This is a genomic window from Ralstonia sp. SA306, assembly GCF_054792405.1.
Window position 1 is genome coordinate 255,551 of record NZ_CP096451.1, and the last position, 22,185, is coordinate 277,735.

The window sequence follows — 22,185 nt, forward strand, 5'->3', positions numbered from 1 at the left end:
CATGTTATTGGCATTGGCGCAATGGTTGCAGAACGACTACGGCTTCCTGCGCGTCTTCAACTATCTGACGTTCCGCGCCGTGATGGCATCTCTCACGGCGCTGGTGATCGGCCTCGGGTTCGGGCCGTTTGTGATTCGTCGCCTGACGGAACTGAAAGTCGGGCAGGCTGTGCGCAGCTACGGTCCGCAGACGCACCTGGTCAAGGCCGGCACGCCCACCATGGGCGGTGTGCTGGTGCTCATCGGCATTGCCGTGTCGACGCTGCTGTGGGCGGACTGGGGTAACCGCTTCATCTGGATCGTGCTGTTGGTCACGCTTGGCTATGGCGCGATCGGCTGGGTGGATGACTACCGCAAAGTCGTGCACCGCGATCCAAAGGGTATGTCTTCGCGCGAGAAGTTCTTCTGGCAGACCGTGATCGGCCTGTTTGCGGCGGCCTATCTGGCGTTCTCGGTGTCCGAGACGAGCAACATGCGCGTGCTTGAGCTGTTCATGGATTGGGTGCGCAGCGGCCTGTCACTGAACCTGCCGGCCAAGTCGCACCTGATCGTGCCGTTCTTCAAAGAGATCAGCTACCCGCTGGGCGTGTTCGGTTTCATCATCCTGACGTACCTCGTGATCGTCGGTTCCAGCAATGCCGTGAACCTGACCGATGGCCTCGATGGCCTGGTCATCATGCCGGTCGTGCTGGTGGGCAGTGCGTTGGGCGTGTTTGCCTACGTGATGGGCAGTGCCGTCTACAGCAAGTACCTGCTGTTCCCGCACATTCCGGGCGCAGGTGAGCTGCTGATCTTCTGCTCGGCGATGGCCGGGGCGGGGCTTGCCTTCCTTTGGTTCAACGCGCATCCGGCGCAGGTGTTCATGGGTGACGTTGGCGCGCTGGCGCTTGGCGGCGCGCTGGGCACGATCGCCGTGATCGTGCGTCAGGAAATCGTGCTCTTCATCATGGGCGGCATTTTCGTAGCCGAGACCGTCTCCGTGATGCTGCAGGTCACGTGGTTCAAGTTCACCAAGAAGCGTTATGGAGAGGGCCGGCGCCTGTTCCGCATGGCACCGCTGCATCACCATTTCGAGCTCTCCGGCTGGAAGGAAACGCAAGTGGTCGTGCGCTTCTGGGTCATCACCATGATGCTGGTGCTGATCGGCCTGTCGACCCTGAAGCTGCGGTGAACACGGACATGACCGACATGACCGAATCGATCAGCCCGGACGACATGGACGCCACGCAGCCGGAAGCGGCCGTGGACGCCGTTGTTGCGACGCTCGATTCTGCCGAGCCGATGCCCGCCGCTGAAACCGCGCAGGCGCCGCGCATGTTCGGCGACTTCGACTCGCCGGTGGTGTTGGTGCTCGGTCTCGGTGAGTCCGGCTTGGCAATGGCGCGCTGGTGTGCCCGTCATGGCGCGCGAGTGCGTGTGGCGGACACGCGCGAGGCACCGGCCAACCTGCCGACACTGCGTGCACACGTGCCGGATGCCGAATTCGTTAGCGGCCCGTTCGTCGTGTCGCTGCTGGACGATGTGACGCTGGTGGCGATCAGCCCCGGGCTGTCGCCGCTGGATGCCAACGTCGCCGCGCTGCTGAGCGCCGCCAATGCGCGCAGCGTGCCGGTGTGGGGCGAGATCGAATTGTTTGCCCGCGCGTTGGCGGGTCTCAAGGCTGCGCAAGGCTACACACCGCGCGTGCTGGCCATCACCGGGACTAACGGCAAGACGACCACCACGGCGCTCACGGGCGCCTTGGTGGAGCGCGCCGGCAAGACTGTCGGCGTGGCAGGCAACATCAGCCCGTCGGCGCTCGATAAGCTCGGCGAATGCGTTGACGCCGGCACGCTGCCCGACGTGTGGGTGCTCGAGCTTTCCAGCTTCCAGCTCGAAACCACGCACACGTTGGACGCCGATGCCGCCACCGTCCTGAACATCACGCAGGACCACCTCGACTGGCACGGCACGATGGACGCCTATGCCGCAGCCAAGGGCCGTATCTTCGGCGCCAACACCGTGCGTGTGCTGAACCGTCAGGACGCCGGCGTGATGGCATTCGCCAGCAAGAAGGGCGGCGATATCACGTTCGGTATCGACGAGCCGGGCACGCCCGATGCGCTCGGCCTGCTGCGCGATGGCGGCATGCCCTGGATCGTATTGGCCGAAGTCGATGAGGACGATCTGCCCAAGCCCACGCGCCGCAAGAAAAGCGACAACGTGCCGGCCGCGCCGGTGCCGGTGCGCCTCAAGCGCCTGATGCCCGCCGACGCACTGCGCATCCGTGGCTTGCACAACGCGACCAACGCGATGGCTGCGCTGGCACTGTGCCGGGCGATCGGCCTGCCGGTGAGCGCGCTGCTGCACGGCCTGCGCGACTACGCCGGCGAGCCGCACCGCGTCGAGCTGATCGCCGCGTTTGACGACATCGAATTCTTCGACGATAGCAAGGGCACCAATGTCGGCGCCACGGCAGCTGCACTCTCGGGCTTGTCCAAGCACGTCGTGCTGATCGCGGGTGGCGATGGCAAGGGTCAGGATTTCTCGCCGCTGGCAGAGCCGGTCGCGCAATACGCGCGCGCCGTCGTGCTGATCGGCCGCGATGCGCCGCTGATTCGCGAGGCTCTGGCCAATACCGGCGTCACGCTGGTCGATGCCCCGACGCTGGAAGCCGCCGTGCAGGAAGCCGCCGCGCACGCGCAACCGGGCGATGCCGTGCTGTTGTCGCCGGCGTGTGCCAGCTTTGACATGTTCCGCAACTATGAACACCGCGCCCAGGTGTTCCACGAGGCCGTGGCCGCGTTGGCGGCAGACCGAGGAGTCCTCCTATGAGCGACACCCAGATCAAGCGCAGCGGCTTCATCGGCGCGACCATCGGCAATGCGTGGGAAGGCCTGCGCGATGCTGTTTCGGGGGTCAAGCCCACGCGCTCGAAGATGATGGAGTACGACCAGCCGCTGATGTGGGTGGCGATCGTGCTGCTCGGCCTCGGGCTGGTGATGGTGTATTCCGCGTCGATCGCATTGCCGGATTCGCCCAAGTACGCCAACTACAGCAACGGGCACTTCCTGATTCGCCACATTTTCTCGCTGGTGATCGGGCTCATCGGCGCGATCGTCGCATTCCAGATTCCGGTCAAGTTCTGGGACAAGTACGCACCGAAGCTATTCATCATCGCGCTGGTGCTGTTGGTGATCGTGCTCGTCCCGCACGTGGGCAAGGGCGTGAACGGCGCGCGCCGCTGGCTGCCGCTGGGCGTGATGAACTTCCAGCCGTCCGAGCTGATGAAGCTGGCGGTGGTGCTGTACGCCGCCAACTACACCGTGCGCAAGCAGGACTGGATGCAGAGCGTGCGCAAGGGCTTCCTGCCGATGGGCGTGGCCGTGGCGTTTGTCGGCTCGCTCCTGCTGTTGGAGCCGGACATGGGCGCGTTCCTGGTGATCGCGGCCGTGGCCATGGGCATCCTGTTTCTGGGCGGCGTGAACGGCAAGCTGTTCGGCGGGCTGGTACTGACGGCAATTTCGACCTTCTCGCTGCTGATCGTGGCGTCGCCCTGGCGGCGCGAGCGGATCTTCGCGTACCTGAACCCCTGGCAAGAAGAATACGCACAGGGCAAGGCTTACCAGCTTACGCACTCGCTCATCGCTTTCGGCCGTGGCGAGTGGACCGGCGTGGGCCTGGGCGGCAGCATCGAAAAGCTGCACTACCTGCCTGAAGCACATACCGACTTCATCCTGGCCGTGATCGGCGAGGAACTAGGCTTCGTCGGCGTGCTGATCGTGATCCTGCTGTTCTACTGGATGGTGCGCCGCGCGTTCGAGATCGGTCGCACCGCGTTGCAGCTCGACCGCACGTTCGCCGGCCTGGTCGCCAAGGGCCTGGGTATCTGGATCGGCTGGCAGGCCTTCATCAACATGGGTGTGAACCTCGGCCTGCTGCCAACCAAGGGCCTGACTCTGCCGATGGTCAGCTACGGCGGCTCGGGCATCCTGATGAACTGCGTGGCGCTCGCGCTGCTTCTGCGCATCGACTATGAAAACCGCGTGCTGATGCGTGGGGGCAAGGTATGACGGCACGCATTTCGGCCGATCTGGCGCCGCGCACGCTCCTCGTCATGGCCGGTGGTACGGGCGGTCACATCTTCCCCGCGCTGTCGGTGGCCAAGCTGCTGGCCGGGCGCGGCTGGAGGGTGGTGTGGCTTGGTAACGCCAATGGCATGGAAGGCCAACTCGTACCCAAGCACGGCTTTCCGCTGGAGTCGGTGCAGTTTGGTGGCCTGCGCGGCAAGGGCCTCGTCACCAAGTTTCTGTTGCCACTCAACCTGTTGCGCGCGTTCTGGCAGAGCCTCGGCGTGGTGCGCCGTGTGCGTCCGAACGTGGTGCTGGGCATGGGCGGCTATATCACGTTCCCGGGCGGCATGATGAGTGTGCTGCTGGGTCGCCCGCTGGTGCTGCACGAACAGAATTCCATCGCAGGTCTGGCCAACCGCGTGCTCGCGCGCGTGGCCGATCGCGTGCTCTGCGCGTTTCCGAATGCGCTGTCCGGCGCCGAGTGGGTCGGCAACCCGATTCGCGCCGACTTGGCCATGCTGGCTTCGCCGCAAGCGCGCTACGCCGAGCGAACCGGTCCGCTGCGCGTGCTGGTCGTGGGCGGCAGTCTGGGCGCGGCGGCGCTCAACGATGTGGTGCCCAAGGCTCTGGCGTTGCTGCCGGCCGATACGCGCCCGATCGTCATCCACCAGGCGGGCGCCAAGCAGATCGACACGCTGCGCGCCAACTATGCAGCCGCCGGCATTGACGATACCCACGCGCAGCCCGTTCCCTTCATCGACGACATGGCGGCCGCGTATGCGCACGCCGATCTCGTGATCTGCCGTGCGGGCGCAATGACTGTTTCAGAAGTGGCCGCGGCTGGTGTCGCGGCGCTGTTCGTGCCGTTCCCGCATGCCGTGGACGATCACCAGACCACCAACGCGCGCTTCCTCTCCGAACGCGGTGCGGCGCTGTTGGTGTCGCAGCAGGAACTGGGTCCGGCATCGCTGGCAGATACACTCGCGTCCCTGACGCGTGCTCAATTGGCCGATATGGCGGCTAAAGCACGTGAGCAGGCACGGCCCGAAGCGGCCGCGCGTGTCGCCGACGTGTGTGTAGCGGTGGCACGGGCATAGGGAATCGAATCGATATGAAGCACATCGTCAAGAACATCCATTTTGTAGGCATCGGCGGCGCTGGCATGAGCGGCATCGCCGAGGTGCTGCTGAACCTCGGCTACCGCGTGACAGGCTCGGACCTGGGCAGCAGCGCGACCACGCAGCGCCTGGCAACGCTCGGCGCGACGATCATGCAGGGCCATGCGCCGGAGCACGTAATCGGCGCCAATGCCGTGGTCGTCTCCACCGCCGTGCGCGGCGACAACCCGGAAGTGCTGGCCGCGCGCGCCAAGCGCATCCCCATCGTGCCGCGTGCGGTGATGCTGGCTGAGCTGATGCGCCTGAAGCAGGGCATCGCCATTGCCGGCACGCACGGCAAGACGACGACCACCAGCCTGGTCGCCTCCGTGCTGGCCGAAGGCGGCCTGGACCCGACCTTCGTGATCGGCGGCCGCCTGAACTCGGCCGGCGCCAACGCGCGGCTGGGCACGGGCGATTTCATCGTCGCTGAGGCGGACGAATCCGACGCGTCGTTCCTCAACCTGTTCCCCGTGATCGAGGTCATCACCAATATCGATGCCGATCACATGGATACCTACGGGCACGACTTCGCGCGCCTGAAGCAGGCCTTCATCGAGTTCACGCAACGGCTGCCGTTCTACGGCATTGCCGTGCTGTGCGTGGACGACCCGAACGTGCGCGAAATTCTGCCGTTCGTCTCCAAGCCTGTTGTGCGCTACGGCTTTGCCGAAGATGCGCAAGTGCGTGCCGTCAATGCGCGCGCCGTCGATGGCAGGATGGAATTCACCGTGATCCGCCAGCTCAACGGCCATGCCGAGCCGCCGCTGTCGATCACGCTGAACCTGCCGGGCATGCACAACGTGCAGAACGCGCTGGCCGCCATTGCAATCGCCACCGAACTGGAAGTGCCGGACGAGGCCATCGTCAAGGCGCTGGCCGAGTTCAACGGCGTGGGCCGCCGCTTCCAGCGTTACGGCGAAGTGCCGACCGCTGACGGCAAGGGCCGCTTCACGCTCATCGACGACTACGGCCATCACCCCGTCGAGATGGCCGCCACGCTGGCCGCAGCGCGCGGTGCGTTCCCCGGTCGCCGGCTCGTGCTGTCGTTCCAGCCGCACCGTTTTACGCGCACGCGCGATTGCTTCGAAGATTTTGTGAAGGTGCTCGGCACCGTAGATGCGCTGCTGCTGGCTGAGGTGTACGCCGCCGGTGAGCCGCCCATCGTCGCCGCCGACGGCCGCGCGCTGACGCGTGCGCTGCGCGTGGCCAACAAGATCGAGCCGGTCTTCGTGGAGCAGATCGAAGACATGCCGCAAGCGATTCTGGATGCAGCGCAGGACGGCGACGTGGTGATCACCATGGGTGCGGGATCGATCGGGCAGGTGCCCGGTCAAGTGGTTGCGTTGCAGGCGCAGGCGCGCACGGCAAACGTCGTGGATCTGAACGGAGGCGCCGCAGCATGACGACCGGTCCGTTTGTTCCAAATCCGACGATCGACCCGAAGTCCCTCGGCAAGGTGGGCGTGCTCATGGGCGGCCGGTCCGCCGAGCGCGAAATCTCGCTGATGTCCGGCAACGGCGTGCTGGCTGCGCTGCGCGCGCGCGGCGTCGATGCGCACCCGTTCGACCCGGGCCTGCAGGCCGTGGCCGATCTGGCCAAGCAAGGGTTCGACCGCGTGGTGATCTCGCTGCATGGCCGCTTTGGCGAAGACGGCACGATCCAGGGCCTGCTCGAGCAATTCGGCATTCCGTACACCGGCAGCGGCGTACTCGCGTCTGCGCTGGCGATGGACAAGGAAGCCACCAAGCGCCAATGGCAGACCCACGGCCTGCCCACGCCCGATTTCGTGATGTTGCATGCCGGTGCCGACTGGCAAGCCGTGGCCGACCGCCTTGGCCTGCCGCTGATCGTCAAGCCGGCGCGCGAAGGTTCGTCGATCGGTCTGACCAAGGTCACGAGCGCCGCCGAGCTGCCCGCCGCCTACGAAAAGGCCGCGCGCCTGGACCGCGACGTGATGGCCGAGCAGTTCATCGAAGGCGACGAGCTGACCTGCCCGATCATCGGCGAGGGCGAGAGCGCCACGGCATTGCCGCTCATTCGCATCGTCGCGCCGCAGGCCAACTACGACTACCAGAACAAGTACTTCACCGACGACACGCGCTACGAATGCCCGGCACCGATTCCCGCCGACGTGGCCGCCCGCGTGCAGGCGCTGGTGGTGCAGGCATATCGCGGGCTGGGCTGCCGCGGCTGGGGCCGCGCCGACATCATGCTGCGCAAGTCCGACAACACGCCGTTCCTGCTGGAAATGAACACGTCGCCGGGCATGACTGGCCATTCGCTGGTGCCGATGGGCGCACGCGCTGCTGGTATCAGCTATGAAGATTTCGTGTTGCAACTGGCGGCGAGTGCGTCGCTGGAGCTGCACGCGAGCACCGACTGGAAACCAGAGTAATCAACGCAACGTCAGCGAAACCGGACAACACAACGTTATGTGGCACAACACCCGTCTCCTCAACGCCGTCGCGAGCGCGCTATATGCGCTGCTTGCGCTTGGTGCGTTGGGTGTTGGGGCGGTCTGGCTGATGCAGCGACCGATGTTCCAGCTGCAACAGGTGCGTGTGATGCCGATGGCCGGCAGCGAGTTGCGCCACGTGAATGTGCCCAGTCTGCGCGCCAACGCGCTGGCCAAGCTGCGCGGCAATTTCTTCTCGCTGAATCTGGACGATGCGCGCGCCGCGTTCGAATCCGTGCCGTGGGTGCGACGTGCGAGCGTGCGCCGCGTGTGGCCCAACGGGCTGCTGGTCGAAGTGCAGGAACACGAAGCCCTGGGCACCTGGGGCGGCAATGAGTCCGGCAAGCTGGTCAACACGTATGGCGAAGTCTTCGTGGCCAACTTGGCTGAAGCCGAAGACGACACCGACCTGGTTGCGCTGGCCGGTCCCGAAGGTACTGAACAGGACGTGGTCGACAAGCTGGAGACCATGACCGAGTGGTTCAAGCCGATGAATGTCGAGCCGTTGAGCGTGACCCTTACCGACCGCTACGCCTGGCGCGCGCGGTTGTCCAACGGCACGGTCATCGAGCTGGGCCGCGAACTGAATGACGATGACCGCACAGCGCTGGCCGCGCGTGCCCGCCGCTTTGTGCGTGCGTGGCCCGAGGTGACGAAGCGCTGGGGCGGTCAGATCGAATACGCCGATCTGCGGTATCCGAATGGATTCGCAGTTCGGGCGGCGGGTGTGCGCTTCCTGACCGATGCGCAGGCCGCGGTGCTGGCCAAGGGGGGCAAGTTGCCCGGCACCGCGAATGGCACCAGCGGTGCTGCAAAGCCGAAAGCCACGCTGGGGGGTAAGCCGGCGGCCAACAACAAAGCAACGCGAAGCACAGAGAAAACGCGATGAGCAAGGAATACAAGGATCTTCTGGTCGGGCTGGACATCGGCACCTCCAAGGTGGTGGCGGTGGTGGCCGAGCTGCGTCCTGACGGCGCCTACGAGGTCATCGGTATGGGCCAGACCGAATCGAAGGGGCTGAAAAAGGGCGTGGTTGTCAACATCGAGGCGACCGTCCAGTCGATCCAGAAAGCGCTCGAAGAAGCGGAGCTGATGGCCGACTGCAAGATCAGCGAGGTCTTCACCGGCATCGCGGGCAGCCACATCCGCAGCTTCAACTCGAGCGGCATGGTTGCGATCAAGGACAAGGAAGTCACCTCCACCGACGTGGCGCGCGTGATCGAGACCGCCAAGGCCGTCAACATCCCGACCGATCAGCAGATCCTGCACATCCTCACGCAGGAATTCATCATCGACGGCCAGGAAGACGTGCGCGAGCCGATCGGCATGAGCGGCATCCGGCTTGAGGTGAAGGTGCACATCGTGACGGGCGCCGTCAGCGCAGCGCAGAACATCGTCAAGTGCGTGCGCCGCTGCGGGCTGGAAGTGCATGACCTGATCCTGCAGCCGCTGGCTTCAAGCCTGGCGGTGCTGACCGAAGACGAGAAGGAACTCGGTGTGGTGCTGGTCGACATCGGCAGCGGCACGACCGACATCGCCATCTTCAGTGAAGGTGCGATCCGCCACACGGCCGTGATTCCCATCGCCGGTGACCAGATCACCAACGACATCGCCATGGCTCTGCGCACGCCAACGCCGGATGCAGAAGACATCAAGATCCAGTACGGCATCGCCAAGCAGGTGTTGGCCGATCCGGACGAGATGATCGACGTGCCAGGCGTCGGTGATCGCGGCCCGCGCACGCTCTCGCGCCAGGCGCTGGCCGCTGTGATTGAGCCGCGTGTGGAAGAGCTGTTCTCGCTGGTGCATCAGGTGGTGCGCGAATCCGGCTACGAGGAACTGCTCTCCAGCGGCGTGGTCCTGACTGGCGGTACCGCAATGATGCCGGGCATGGTCGAGCTGGGTGAAGACATGTTCTTGAAGCCCGTACGCGTGGGCGTGCCTGAGTACCGCGGCAACCTGCACGAGGTGGTGAAGAGCCCGCGTTACGCCACGGTGATGGGCTTGCTGCAGGAAGGTCGCGTGCAGCGCGTGCGCGGACGCAAGGTCGTCGTGCAGTCAGGGTCGGCCAAGCAGATCTGGACGCGCATGAAGGAATGGTTCATCGGCAACTTCTAAGCACGTGTGTGCTGGGTGTTGACGATGTGCTCCCTGGGGGGGCAAGTTGAGTTTCTTGTTTTGATGTTTTTTGTTCAGGAACCAGGAGTTGCGGCGGGGAGGCTGCATCGTCTGGGACTGCAATGATGGACTTCGACATGATTGAAACGGAAATGCAGGACGGCACCATCATCAAGGTGGTCGGCGTCGGCGGCGCGGGCGGTAATGCCGTGCAGCACATGATCAACCGCGGCGTGCAAGGCGTGGAATTCATCTGCATGAACACTGATGCGCAGGCGCTCAAGCGCTCGACCGCATCGCGCGTGCTGCAGCTCGGCAGCACGGGCCTTGGCGCTGGCGCCAAGCCGGAAGTGGGCAAGCACTGCGCAGAGGAAGCCCGCGAGCAGATCGCCGACGCACTGCGCGGCGCGCACATGGTCTTCATCACCGCCGGCATGGGCGGCGGTACGGGCACGGGCGCAGCACCGGTGGTTGCACAGGTCGCCAAAGAAATGGGCATCCTGACCGTGGGCGTGGTGTCCAAGCCGTTCGAATTCGAAGGCGCACGCCGCTCGAAGGTTGGCGAGCACGGCGCGAACGACCTCGAGGGCAACGTCGATTCGCTGATCGTCGTGCTCAACGAAAAGCTCTTCGAAGTCATGGGCGATGATGCCGAGATGGACAAGTGCTTCCAGTGCGCCGACGACGTGCTGCACAACGCGGTTGCCGGCATTGCGGAAATCATCAACGTCGATGGTCTGGTGAACGTCGACTTCGAAGACGTGAAGACCGTGATGGGCGAACAAGGCAAGGCGATGATGGGCACGGCCACCGTGTCCGGCGTCGACCGTGCACGTCTGGCCGCTGAGCAAGCCGTGGCAAGCCCGCTGCTGGAAGGCGTGGACCTGTCGGGTGCGCGCGGCGTGCTGGTCAACATCACGGCCAGCCGCTCGCTGAAGCTGTCCGAGACCAAGGAAGTGATGAACACCATCCGCAGCTATGCCGCGGAAGATGCCACCGTCATTTTCGGTACGGTCTACGACGACGCCATGGGCGACGCACTGCGTGTGACCGTGGTTGCGACGGGCCTGGGCCGCGCTGCTCGCAACAAGCAGCAACAGCAACAGACGATGACGCTGCTGAAGACCGGTACCGACAACCAGCCGGTGGCGTTCGGCGGTAGCGCCGGTCACTCGGTGGCAGCTGCGCCGGACTACAGCAATTTCGACACCCCCGCCGTGTGGCGCAGCTCGCGTGAGTCGGCATCGGCTCACGTGGCAGCACTGCAAGAGAAGGGCGTCGACACGTACGACATTCCGGCATTCCTGCGCAAGCAGGCGGACTGATCGGGCCCGCGTTGGTTCGATAGCGCTCGCGCACGTCCGACTGCCTGCGGCACCGCACGCCGCGCGCGGTTCACGGCTCCCCTCCCGTGATCGCCGTTGTGTGATGGCCCGCTGCTCGCAAGTCGACAGCGCTCGACGAACCGGACACAGTCGTTGCCGCCGGGCAGGTTGGCCTCTGGCCGCCTCCCCGGAAGGGTTCACCCCGCCCGGCGGGTGTATCCGTTCGTTGTGCCGCGCGCGGTGCGTTCCGACCCAAGCGGCCTGATGGTGTTGTCTCCCAAGACCGCCCGCGTGATTCGTTCACGCGGGCGGTCTTGTTTTAGGAACGTGCTGCGCGGTCGCGCGGCAAGTTCTATGATCGCGATATCCGCTCACGCTCCTTGACGATCATGATCCAGCCTGGTCAACCGCTTCCCGATGCGACGCTCTACGAGTTCTTTGAACTGGAAAAGGACGGCTGCGCGCTCGGCCCCAATGCTTTTTCCGTCCAGCATCTGGCCGAGGGCAAGACGATCGTCATCTTTGGGCTGCCCGGTGCGTTCACGCCGACCTGTTCGGCGCGTCATGTGCCTGGCTATCTCGCTCACTTCGACGCGCTGCGCGCCAAGGGCGTCGACGAGATCTGGTGTGTGTCCGTCAACGACGCCTTCGTGATGGGCGCCTGGGCTCGCGCGCAAGGCACCGACGACAAAATCCGCATGCTGGGCGACGGCAGCGCAGAGTTCACCAGCAAGCTCGGCCTTGACCAGGACCTCTCCAAGCGCGGCATGGGCGTGCGCTCGCAGCGCTACGCGATGGTCGTGAAGGACGGTGTGGTAACAGCGCTACAGGTGGAAGCGCCCGGTCAGTTCGCCGTCAGCAGCGCCGAATCGATCCTGGCGATACTCTGACGCCACGCCAGCGGTTCCCCCAAATGGCGGAGTACCGCCCGCTATCCCGCCCCGCCTCAAGGCCGACGAGACCGTGGCGCCGAATCTGCGTGCACTGAGGTTGAGCAAAGTGTGGGCACCCCTAACATCCCGATACAAAAGTCGTTTTGAAGGCAGGGACGTGAAAATGGTATGATTAGGGTTATCACCTATGCAGACCGCATAGATAAAAACAATCGTAGAAATTTCGTGAGTTGAGGGCGGCCATGTTGAAACAACGCACCATCAAGTCCCTCGTCAAGACCGTCGGCATCGGGTTGCACTCGGGCCGTAAGGTGACGTTGACGTTGCGTCCGGCAGCCGCAGGCACCGGCATCGTCTTCACACGCGTTGACCTCGACCCGGCCGTCGAGATTCCCGCCACCGCCAGCGCCATCGGCGACACCCGCCTAGCGTCCGTGCTGCAGAAGGACGGCGCCCGTGTGTCGACCGTCGAGCATTTGATGTCCGCCTGCGCTGGCCTTGGCATCGACAATCTCTATGTCGACGTGGACGCCGAAGAAATCCCCATCATGGATGGCAGCGCGGCCTCGTTCGTATTTCTGTTGCAATCGGCGGGCATCGAAGAGCAGGGCGCGGCCAAGCAGTTCATCCGTGTGATCAAGCCGGTGGAAATCCGCGAGGGCGACAAGCTTGCTCGCCTCGACCCATACTTCGGCTTCAAGCTGTCGTTCACGATCGAATTCCGCCACCCGGCCGTCGACAAGACCGGCCAGACATTCGAGATCGACTTTGCCGACACCAGCTACACGCGCGAAATCGCCCGCGCCCGTACGTTCGGTTTCGCGCATGAAGTTGAAATGCTGCGCGAGGTCGGTTTGGCGCGCGGCGGCAGTCTCGACAACGCCATCGTGCTCGACGAGCACCGCATGCTGAACAACGACGAACTGCGCTACGGCGATGAGTTCGTCCGTCACAAGATTCTCGATGCGATTGGCGATCTGTATGTGGTCGGCCACCCGCTGATTGCTGCGTACACGGCGCACAAATCGGGCCACGGCCTGAACAACGCGCTGCTGCGCGCGCTGCTGGCCGATGAAACGGCCTACGAGATCGTGACGTTCGACAAGGCGGAAGAGGCGCCGCGCGCGTTCCTGCCCCAGTTGCAACCTGCGTTTTCTTGACCGGCTGACGCGGCCGTCTGCATGAAAGAAGCGCCCCGCGGGGCGCTTTTTATTTGGGCCGTGCGGCAGGCGGAACGTGCCGGGCGATCATTTCCGCCAACGCTTGGCGCAGCGGTGAATCGGGCAGTTCGTTGGCGAGCGCCGCCAGACTGTTGACACCAACTGCCGTCATCTTGGCGCGTTTAGGCGGCTTTTCGGTCTCTTGTGGCCATAAACTGTCGCTCCCGCCCTGCGGTTGTACCCGTACACGAATTGCGGTAATCTGCGATCCCCGGCGCTGCAGACGCTCAAGCAAGGTGGGTACCACCTGCCGTAAGCGCGCCGCAGCTGCACTATGTGCGGCGAGCAACACCAGAGTCGCTTCCCGGCTATCGCGCGCATCGTTCTTGATGCCACCGATCGCCACGCCGCCGCCCAAGCCGGGCGGCAACAGCGACAACACCTCCGCTTCCAACGACGCCAATTGCCTGGCCGCCTGCATCAGCGGGCCGACCGAACCGGCACCCGAGAGCCAGTCCTGGACGGGTTTTGCCACAGGCGTCTTGAGAGCGGGATGAACAAAGATTCGCATGCCGGCATTGTAGGGCGCTTCGTCGCGCTTTCGTGCCGGTGGGCAGCTTTTTTGTCCGGAAAACGAGCGATGCAAATCATCCTGATTCACCCGCGCAAGGCCGGTGCAACGCACCTGTCGCGACGCGGCGTCTTTGTGGCTATCGGCGCGGCGCTGCTGGCCGTGGCGACCCTGTCCGTCGGCGGTACGTGGCTGGCGGCCAAGCAAGGCCTGCTGCCGGGGGCGGCCGCTTCTGCGGTTGTCGGCGCAGACCAGCGTGTCACCCGCGAAAACCTCAACCTGATGGCCGCGCGCATTGGCGAAATGCAGGCGCAGATCGCCCGCCTGGACGCGCTGGGCGCCCGTGTGTCGGGCCTGGCGGGTGTGCAGCCCCGCGAGTTCGATTTCAAATCGCAACCGAGCCGCGGCGGCCCGGAGGGTGCATTCTCTCGGCCGATGTCGATGCCGGAAATTCAGTCCGAGCTGAATCGCCTGACGCGCTCGGCCGACCAACGCAACGATTATCTCAGCGTGCTCGAGAGCACCCTGATGGACCGGCAGATCCACGCCAAGATGATGCCCACCGTGCGCCCGGTGGCCACGGGCTACGATTCTTCGGGCTTTGGCACGCGAATCGATCCGTTCACGGGCCGGCGCACGCAGCATGACGGCGTCGACTTTGTCGGCCCGGTTGGCACGCCCATCGTGGCGGCTGCCGGTGGCGTGGTGGTGGCCAGCGAGTTCCACCACGAATACGGCAACATGATCGATATCGACCACGGCAACGGCCTGAAGACGCGCTATGCGCATGCGTCCAAGGTATTCGTGAAGGTCGGCGACATCGTGAAGGCGGGCGAGCGCATCGCGCTGATCGGCCGTACCGGCCGCGCCACTGGGCCGCATCTGCACTTCGAGGTGCACGTCAACGATGTCCCGCAGAATCCGGTGGCTTTCCTGGAGAACGCCGGCCAGCCCAAGATGGCGGCCAACAAGGCTCCTGCGCCGAAGGTTGCGGCGGCCGATATCGGAAAGAGCATGGCGGCGGCCGGCCATTGATCTAGCGCGGGTTGCAATCGGGGCGCCCGTCCCCAGTTCAGCGTGAGTGTGTAGCCGCCCGGACGGCGTTCGTGCGGCCCTAAAGTGCGGCGTTCCTGCCACATCCGGCGGTTCTGCTGCCATCAAGCGGGTGTTTTGCACATGCTAAACTCCCGCCTTTGCGCCAACCCTTTCTGGGCCGTTGTGCTGCCTGTGTTTCGCGGTCTCTCCGACGCGTTTTCCGGGTGGCTCACCAGCCCTAGCCATCGATGATCACGGGCCTTCTCAAGAAGATTTTCGGCAGCCGTAATGAACGGCTGATCAAACAGTACCGCCGCAAGGTGGCGCAGATCAATGCGCTCGAGCCCAAGTTCGAAGCGCTCTCCGATGCCGAGCTGCAGGCCAAGACCGAAGAATTCCGCCAACGCTTTGCCAAGGGCGAGACGCTCGACGCGCTGTTGCCCGAAGCGTTCGCCGTGTGCCGCGAGGCCAGCAAGCGCGTGATGAAGATGCGGCACTTCGACGTGCAGCTTGTCGGCGGCATGGTCCTGCACGACGGCAAGATCGCCGAAATGCGCACGGGTGAAGGCAAGACGCTGACCGCAACGCTGGCTGTGTATCTGAACGCCATTTCGGGTCAGGGCGTGCACGTGGTGACGGTCAACGATTACCTCGCCCAGCGCGACGCCGAGTGGATGGGCCGCCTGTACAACTGGCTGGGCCTGTCGGTGGGGGTCAACCTGACCACCATGGACCACGACCAGAAGCAGGCCGCCTACGCGTCGGACATCACCTACGGCACCAACAACGAGTTCGGCTTCGACTATCTGCGCGACAACATGGTGTACGACGCCGGCCAGCGCGTGCAGCGTCCGCTGAACTACGCGATCGTCGATGAAGTCGACTCGATCCTGATCGATGAGGCGCGGACCCCGCTGATCATCTCCGGCCAGGCCGAAGACCACACCGACCTGTACCGCCGCATGAACGGCATTCCGGCGCAGCTCACGCGCCAGATCGGTGAAGAGAAGTCGGATGGCACGGGCGTCGAGAAGCCGGGCGACTACTACGTCGACGAAAAATCGCACCAGGTCTACCTGACCGAATCGGGGCACGAGAAAGCCGAGCAGATCATGCTGCAAGCCGGCTTGATCGGCGAGGGCGAATCCCTTTACGCGCCGCAGAACATCACGCTGATGCACCACCTGTACGCCGCCCTGCGTGCGCACAGCCTGTTCTTCCGCGATCAGCACTACGTGGTGCAGAACGGTGAAGTGGTGATCGTCGATGAATTCACGGGCCGGCTGATGGCGGGCCGCCGCTGGTCCGACGGTCTGCATCAGGCCGTGGAAGCCAAGGAAGGCGTGCAGATCCAGCAGGAAAACCAGACGCTGGCGACCATCACCTTCCAGAACTACTTCCGCATGTACAACAAGCTGTCGGGCATGACCGGCACGGCGGACACGGAAGCGTATGAATTCCAGGAGATCTACGGCCTGGAAACCGTGGTGATCCCGACTAACCGCACGCCGCAGCGCAAGGACTTGCAGGATCAGATCTACAAGACCTCGAAGGAGCGCTACGACGCCGTCATTCGCGATATTCGCGATTGCTACGAGCGGGGCCAGCCGGTGCTGGTGGGCACGACGTCCATCGAAAACTCCGAACTGCTGTCGAACCTGCTGGACCAGGCGAAGCTGCCGCATCAGGTGCTCAACGCGAAGCAGCACGAACGCGAAGCCGAGATCATCGCGCAGGCCGGTCGTCCGAAGATGATCACCATTGCCACCAACATGGCTGGCCGTGGTACCGACATCGTGCTGGGCGGCAATGTGGAGAAGCAGTCCGGCTTCGTGATGGCCGACGAGTCGCTCTCCGACGCTGAGAAGGCCTCGCGCGTGAAGACGCTCCAGGACGAATGGCAATCGCTGCACGAGCAGGTGAAGGCCGCCGGCGGTCTGCATATCGTCGGCACCGAGCGCCACGAGTCGCGCCGGATCGACAACCAGTTGCGTGGCCGTGCCGGCCGTCAGGGCGACCCGGGTTCGTCGCGTTTTTATCTGTCGCTGGATGACCAACTGCTGCGCATCTTCGCGGGCGACCGCGTGCGCGCGATCATGGACCGCCTGAAGATGCCCGAAGGCGAGCCGATCGAAGCCGGCATCGTCACGCGCTCGATCGAATCTGCGCAGCGCAAGGTCGAAGGCCGCAACTTCGATATCCGCAAGCAACTGCTGCAGTACGACGATGTCTCCAACGATCAGCGCAAGGAACTCTACAAGCTGCGTAACGAGATTCTCGAAGCGCAGGATGTGGGCGATCTGGTCAAGAACCTGCGCGAGTCCGTGTTCACCGAGCTGTTCCGCACGTACGTGCCGGCCGAGACCATGGAAGAGCAGTGGGATGTCGCCGGCCTGGAAAAGGCTCTGCGCGAGGACTGGGGTGTCGATCAGCCGCTGGTGAAGACGCTGGAAGACGCACAGTCGATCGAAGACGAAGATCTGCTCAAGATGGTGCTGGAGGCCGCTGAAGCAGTGTACGAAGGCAAGGTGGCCCAGGTTGGCCGCGAGTCCTTCGCCGGTTTCGAGCGTTCGGTGATGCTGCAAAGCCTCGATACGCACTGGCGTGAACACCTGGCTGCGCTCGACATGCTGCGCCAGGGCATCCATCTGCGCGGCTATGCACAGAAGGACCCGAAGCAGGAATACAAGCGCGAGTCGTTCGAACTGTTCGGCCGCCTGCTCGATACCATCCGCAACGAGGTCACGCGTATTGTCTTCACGGTGCGTATCCAGTCGCAGGAAGAGCTGGAGCAGGCCTCCGAGCAGATCGAGGAAGATCTTTCCGCGCTGACCAACCTGCAGTACAAGCATGACGAGTTCAGCGAACTGGCCGAAGTGGCTGCGGGTGATGCGGAGATCCACGGCGCTACGCCAGCCATGGCCGCACCGCGTTCGGCGGCATCTGCCGCTGCTGCCGTACTGGCTGGCGAAGTGCCGAAAGTTGGCCGCAACGATCCGTGCCCATGCGGTTCGGGCAAGAAGTACAAGCAGTGCCACGGCAAGCTCGCCTGACGCTGTTTAGACCTGTTTTCTGTTGATTCACGATGCCCGCAATGCGGGCATCCTCATTTTGAAAGGTGTGCTCCATGGCTGTGAATCTCGTCGCGCCCGCCGCTGACACCCTGTTGCCGATCGACGGTGTGGACCTGGGCTGGGCCGAGGCCGGTGTGCGCAAGGCCAATCGCAAGGACGTGCTGCTGGTTCGTATCGCCGAGGGCTCGACGGTGGCCGGTGTGTTCACGCAGAACCGTTTCTGCGCGGCACCTGTGCAGGTGTGCCGCGAGCATCTGGCGAGCGGCAAGGGCGCGCGTGCGATCGTTGTGAACACGGGCAACGCGAATGCCGGTACGGGCGCACCTGGCCTTGCACATGCACGCCAGACCTGCGATGCCGTGGCCAAGCTGCTGGGCGTGTCGGCGGAACAGGTGCTGCCGTTCTCCACGGGCGTGATTCTGGAGCCGCTGCCCGTCGATCGCATCGTCGCAGGGCTGCCGGCTGCGCAGGCCAACGCGAAGCCCGACAACTGGCTGGCCGCCGCTGAGGCCATCATGACCACTGACACCGTACCCAAAGCAGCGTCCGCCACGTGCACGCTGTCAGGCAAGACCGTGCGCATGTCGGGCATCAGCAAGGGGGCGGGCATGATCCGTCCGAACATGGCGACGATGCTCGGCTTCATCGCCACCGATGCCAATGTGGATGAAGCCGTGCTGCAAGGTCTGGTGCGCCACGCCGCCGATCATTCGTTCAACAGCGTGACGGTGGACGGCGATACGTCGACCAACGACTCGTTCGTCGTCATCGCCACGGGCCGCGCTGGCACGCCGCGCATCGATTCCGAATCGCACCCCGACTATGCTGCGTTGCGCGATGCGTTGACGGGCCTCGCACAGGAGCTGGCGCAGAAGATCGTGCGCGACGGCGAGGGCGCGACCAAGTTCATGGCCATCCAGGTCGAGGGCGGCCGGAACGTTGAGGAGTGCCGCCTGATCGCCTACGCGGTCGCGCACTCGCCGCTGGTCAAGACCGCGTTCTACGCTTCGGACCCCAATCTGGGGCGTATCCTGGCCGCCGTCGGCTACGCCGGCGTGGCGGATCTCGACGTGAACGGCGTCAACCTGTGGCTCGACGACGTGTGGGTCGCGCGTGACGGTGGCCGTAACCCCGAATACCGCGAAGAAGACGGTCAGCGCGTGATGAAGCAGGCGGAGATCACCGTGCGCATCGCGCTCGGCCGCGGCCATGCCTCTGCCACCGTGTGGACGTGCGACTTCTCGCATGACTACGTGTCGATCAACGCGGACTACCGTTCGTAATCCGGAGTCCGCCGCTATGTCGTCCGACCTTTCCGCACGGCTCGACCGCTTTCTCGGGCGGCTGGAGCAATGGCTGCCGCCCGAACTGACCGAGGCAGATTGGAACGAGGCCGTTGCCTTCCGCTGGCGCAAACGTCAGAGCCTGTTCGGCAACATCGGCTATCTCGCGCCGATCCGCCAGCTGCCGCCGATCCACCTGAGCGATCTGCACAACATCGAGCGCCAGAAAGACGCCATCGTCGCCAACACCCGCCAGTTCGTGCGCAAGTTGCCGGCCAACAATGTGCTGCTCACGGGTGCGCGGGGCACCGGCAAGTCATCGCTCATCAAGGCGTGCCTGAACGAATTCGTGAAGGAAGGCCTGCGCCTTGTTGAAGTCGACAAGGATGATCTGGCTGATCTGGGCGATATCGTCGAGCAACTTTCGACGCGTCCGGAGCGCTTCGCGATCTTCTGCGATGACCTTTCGTTCGAAGAGGGCGAATCGGGCTACAAGGCGCTGAAGTCTGCGCTGGACGGCTCGGTGGCAACGCAGTCGGACAATGTGCTGATCTACGCGACGTCCAACCGGCGCCATCTGCTGCCGGAGTACATGAAGGACAACGAGACCTATCAGCACACATCGGACGGCGAAATCCATCCGGGCGAGGTGGTGGAGGAGAAGATATCGCTGTCGGAGCGCTTCGGGCTGTGGCTGTCGTTCTACCCGCCCAAGCAGGACGAATACCTGACCATCGTCGGCCACTGGCTCTGGCACTTCGGCTGCAGCGAGGAGGACATCGCTGCCGCACGTGGCGATGCGCTGGTCTGGGCGCTCGAGCGTGGTTCGCGTTCGGGCCGCGTGGCCTGGCAATTCGCCCGCGACTGGGGCGGCAAGCATGGGCGGCAGCATGTCGACTGACAACCTGACTCAAGTGCCACCGACACACACGCCAGACGGCCGCAAGATCACCGAAGTGGCCGTCGGCGTGCTGGTGCAGTCGGACGGCCAGTTCTTGCTGGCGCAGCGTCCCGAGGGCAAGCCGTATGCGGGCTACTGGGAATTCCCTGGCGGCAAGCTGGAAGCGGGCGAATCGGTGGAAGCCGCGCTCACGCGTGAGTTGAAGGAAGAGCTGGATGTCACGCTGCGCACCTGCGTGCCGTGGCACACCATCGAGCACGACTACCCACACGCGTACGTGCGTCTGCACTTCTGCAAGGTAACGGCGTGGGACGGGACACTGCGCCCGCTGGAAGGCCAGGATTTCGCCTGGCAGACGCTGCCGATCAGCGTTGATCCGGTGCTGCCGGCAACGTTGCCCGTCTTCGAATGGATGCGCGAGGAAGCGACGGCTAGTTGAGTTTGCCGCTCGTATCGCCGCCAGGAGCGTCGGGCAGGTCGTCTTCTTCGACCACGGGGATGGTGTACTGCTCGGCGGCCCAGGCGCCCAGGTCGATCTGCTTGCAGCGCTCGGAGCAGAAGGGGCGGTAGCGGCTCTCAGCCACCCAAGGCACGGGCTTGCCGCAGCTGGGGCATTTGACGGTCTTCACATTCATGGTGCGGCTCAGAAATTACAGAGCTTCAGCTGGAACGGGATATCCGCATCGACCGGCTTGGGTCGCAGGTCGCCATCCTGCTGGGTAAAGCGCACCCAGAGCATGTACTTGTTGGCACTGATCTCGGGGATGAACCCCAGTGCCGACTCATCCAAGCGCACCTGCATCAGCTGGTACACGCGGCCCGACAGCATCTGCTGATAGCTACCAGCGTTAGCAATCACCTTGCCACTCTGGCCCGATTCGCGCAGCAGGCGCAGCACGATCATCGTGGCGTCGCGCAGCGGCACCAGCGGTTGAGCCCATTTGATGATGTCGGCGCGGCGGCGCTCGGCAGGATGATGCTGCCATGCAAAATACGCCGGCAGATCAAACTCGCACGTACCGCCGGGGATGATCGCGCGGCTGCGGATGCTCGTCAGCCATTCATTGTCGGCGATAAGCTGGCCGGCTTTGCCATGCGTGGCAGTGAGATTGCCCGAGGCGGTTTCCAGCTCGCTGATGACGGCATCAAGCGCGTCCTGGTCGATCTGCGGATTGGCGCGCAGGGCGGTGAGCGTCTGGCGCTGGCGATCGAGTTCCTTCAGCAGGTCGGATTTGAGGTCGGCGCGCCCTGCCACGTCCACCACTTCGAACAGCGTGGTCAGCGCCACATGGTGCTGCAGCGGGTGTTCCTGCACGAGAAAGAAATCCAGCCGCTCGAACAAGTCTTCGAGGCGCAGCAGCGTCCGAATGCGTTCGTTGAAGGGATATTCGTACAGGATCAAAACTTGGGTGCCCGGTGTGCTGGCCCGCTGGCATATGCGGCCCCGAAGCCCATTTGGCCTCGATCTGCCCGCATTCTATGCGAGACCCTCGTTCATCACAATGCAAAGGGCTGTGACGACCGCTTTCAGATCGTTTCAGTTCGACCTGTAGGTTAGGTCCAGACGGTCGATCTGCGGCAGGAGGTCGGCCAGCGCGCCGCTGTTGTCGATCACGTCGTCGGCTGCAGCAAGGCGGGCTTCGCGTGAGGCCTGGCGCGCGATGATGGCTTCCACCTGCGCGCGCGGCAGACCGTTACGGGCCATCACGCGGGCGATCTGCGTCTCAACCGGGCAGTCGACCACCAGAATGCGGTCGACCAGCGTGCGCCAGCTGTGATGCCCGGCGAGGGACTCCACCAACAGGGGGACCACGTAGACGAGGTACGGATGCGCATCCGACGCCCGCGCCGCGGCACCACGTGACAGCGCAATCTCGCGGATGAGCGGATGCGTGATCTGCTCCAACCGCGATTTGGCGGTGGCATCGGAGAAGGCGAGCGCGCGCATGGCATCGCGGTCCATCGCGCCGTCGGCGCGCAGGATACCGGCGCCGAAAGTCTCGACCAGCTTGGCGATGGCGGCACCGCCCGGTGCGGTGATCTCGTGGGCGATGGCGTCGGTGTCGACAATGGCCGCACCGCGCTCCGCCAGGCGGTCAGCCACGTAGCTTTTGCCGCTGCCGATGCCGCCGGTCAAACCGATCACGCGCATATTCGC

20 protein-coding genes are annotated in these 22,185 nt (G+C 64.3%); 16 read left to right on the forward strand and 4 right to left on the reverse strand.

All coding sequences use genetic code 11. The features are described from left to right. Position 1: 1 nt before the first annotated feature. The 11 genes from mraY (at position 2) to lpxC (ending at position 13,163) form a co-directional block, all read left to right on the forward strand. Positions 2-1,171, forward strand: coding sequence for a phospho-N-acetylmuramoyl-pentapeptide-transferase (gene mraY, locus M1D44_RS01250; protein ID WP_024979185.1), 1,170 nt, complete (start codon positions 2-4; stop codon positions 1,169-1,171). A gap of 143 nt (positions 1,172-1,314) precedes the next feature. After that, positions 1,315-2,814, forward strand: a complete 1,500-nt coding sequence (gene murD / locus M1D44_RS01255; RefSeq protein WP_316854228.1) for a UDP-N-acetylmuramoyl-L-alanine--D-glutamate ligase — start codon at positions 1,315-1,317, stop codon at positions 2,812-2,814. Continuing rightward, entirely contained in the window at positions 2,811-4,052 is a 1,242-nt protein-coding gene (gene ftsW, locus M1D44_RS01260; protein WP_024979183.1) for a putative lipid II flippase FtsW, read from the forward strand. Before murD ends, ftsW begins: the two co-directional genes overlap by 4 nt. Then, positions 4,049-5,149, forward strand: a complete 1,101-nt coding sequence (gene murG / locus M1D44_RS01265) for an undecaprenyldiphospho-muramoylpentapeptide beta-N-acetylglucosaminyltransferase (RefSeq protein ID WP_316854205.1) — start codon at positions 4,049-4,051, stop codon at positions 5,147-5,149. Before ftsW ends, murG begins: the two co-directional genes overlap by 4 nt. Positions 5,150-5,163: 14 nt before the next feature. Further along, positions 5,164-6,615: a UDP-N-acetylmuramate--L-alanine ligase gene (gene murC / locus M1D44_RS01270; protein WP_024979181.1), complete on the forward strand. Its 1,452-nt coding sequence runs from the start codon at positions 5,164-5,166 to the stop codon at positions 6,613-6,615. Continuing rightward, positions 6,612-7,607 (forward strand): D-alanine--D-alanine ligase, encoded by a 996-nt coding sequence (locus M1D44_RS01275; protein ID WP_024979180.1) that lies wholly within the window; start codon positions 6,612-6,614, stop codon positions 7,605-7,607. Before murC ends, M1D44_RS01275 begins: the two co-directional genes overlap by 4 nt. A 37-nt stretch (positions 7,608-7,644) precedes the next feature. Continuing rightward, positions 7,645-8,556 carry a cell division protein FtsQ/DivIB gene (locus M1D44_RS01280; protein ID WP_024979179.1) on the forward strand — a complete coding sequence of 304 codons (912 nt, stop codon included), beginning with the start codon at positions 7,645-7,647 and terminating at the stop codon, positions 8,554-8,556. Beyond that, positions 8,553-9,785, forward strand: a complete 1,233-nt coding sequence (gene ftsA / locus M1D44_RS01285) for a cell division protein FtsA (protein ID WP_024979178.1) — start codon at positions 8,553-8,555, stop codon at positions 9,783-9,785. Before M1D44_RS01280 ends, ftsA begins: the two co-directional genes overlap by 4 nt. Before the next feature lie 125 nt (positions 9,786-9,910). After that, positions 9,911-11,110: a cell division protein FtsZ gene (gene ftsZ, locus M1D44_RS01290; protein WP_024979177.1), complete on the forward strand. Its 1,200-nt coding sequence runs from the start codon at positions 9,911-9,913 to the stop codon at positions 11,108-11,110. 389 nt (positions 11,111-11,499) lie between these two features. After that, complete coding sequence (locus tag M1D44_RS01295) at positions 11,500-12,000, forward strand: peroxiredoxin (protein WP_112183701.1); 501 nt, start codon at positions 11,500-11,502, stop codon at positions 11,998-12,000. A 245-nt stretch (positions 12,001-12,245) separates the two neighbouring features. Further along, positions 12,246-13,163, forward strand: coding sequence for a UDP-3-O-acyl-N-acetylglucosamine deacetylase (gene lpxC / locus M1D44_RS01300; protein ID WP_024979175.1), 918 nt, complete (start codon positions 12,246-12,248; stop codon positions 13,161-13,163). A gap of 49 nt (positions 13,164-13,212) precedes the next feature. On the opposite strand, the gene M1D44_RS01305 is transcribed toward lpxC, so the two are convergent. Beyond that, positions 13,213-13,734 carry a DciA family protein gene (locus M1D44_RS01305; protein WP_024979174.1) on the reverse strand — a complete coding sequence of 174 codons (522 nt, stop codon included), beginning with the start codon at positions 13,732-13,734 and terminating at the stop codon, positions 13,213-13,215. A 69-nt stretch (positions 13,735-13,803) separates the two neighbouring features. On the opposite strand from M1D44_RS01305, the gene M1D44_RS01310 reads away from it, so the two are divergent. The 5 genes from M1D44_RS01310 (at position 13,804) to M1D44_RS01330 (ending at position 20,466) form a co-directional block, all read left to right on the forward strand. Then, positions 13,804-14,769, forward strand: a complete 966-nt coding sequence (locus M1D44_RS01310; RefSeq protein WP_112183584.1) for a M23 family metallopeptidase — start codon at positions 13,804-13,806, stop codon at positions 14,767-14,769. A gap of 248 nt (positions 14,770-15,017) precedes the next feature. Continuing rightward, positions 15,018-17,822: a preprotein translocase subunit SecA gene (gene secA, locus M1D44_RS01315; protein ID WP_024979172.1), complete on the forward strand. Its 2,805-nt coding sequence runs from the start codon at positions 15,018-15,020 to the stop codon at positions 17,820-17,822. Between the two features lie 74 nt (positions 17,823-17,896). Continuing rightward, the gene (gene argJ, locus M1D44_RS01320) at positions 17,897-19,126 is read left to right on the forward strand and encodes a bifunctional glutamate N-acetyltransferase/amino-acid acetyltransferase ArgJ (protein WP_112183586.1); all 1,230 of its coding nucleotides are present in this window, start codon (positions 17,897-17,899) and stop codon (positions 19,124-19,126) included. 16 nt (positions 19,127-19,142) lie between these two features. Further along, positions 19,143-20,027: an ATP-binding protein gene (locus tag M1D44_RS01325; protein ID WP_316854206.1), complete on the forward strand. Its 885-nt coding sequence runs from the start codon at positions 19,143-19,145 to the stop codon at positions 20,025-20,027. Continuing rightward, on the forward strand, positions 20,017-20,466 hold the full coding sequence (locus tag M1D44_RS01330) for an NUDIX domain-containing protein (protein WP_024979169.1): 450 nt from the start codon (positions 20,017-20,019) through the stop codon (positions 20,464-20,466). Before M1D44_RS01325 ends, M1D44_RS01330 begins: the two co-directional genes overlap by 11 nt. Here M1D44_RS01330 and M1D44_RS01335 read toward each other — a convergent pair. From M1D44_RS01335 to coaE, 3 genes are all read right to left on the reverse strand, one after another. Further along, positions 20,459-20,662 (reverse strand): DNA gyrase inhibitor YacG, encoded by a 204-nt coding sequence (locus tag M1D44_RS01335; RefSeq protein WP_024979168.1) that lies wholly within the window; start codon positions 20,660-20,662, stop codon positions 20,459-20,461. The two genes, M1D44_RS01330 and M1D44_RS01335, sit on opposite strands and share 8 nt — an antisense overlap. Before the next feature lie 8 nt (positions 20,663-20,670). After that, on the reverse strand, positions 20,671-21,429 hold the full coding sequence (gene zapD, locus M1D44_RS01340) for a cell division protein ZapD (protein ID WP_004633038.1): 759 nt from the start codon (positions 21,427-21,429) through the stop codon (positions 20,671-20,673). 135 nt (positions 21,430-21,564) lie between these two features. Then, positions 21,565-22,179, reverse strand: coding sequence for a dephospho-CoA kinase (coaE, locus tag M1D44_RS01345; protein ID WP_112183592.1), 615 nt, complete (start codon positions 22,177-22,179; stop codon positions 21,565-21,567). Positions 22,180-22,185: the final 6 nt, after the last annotated feature.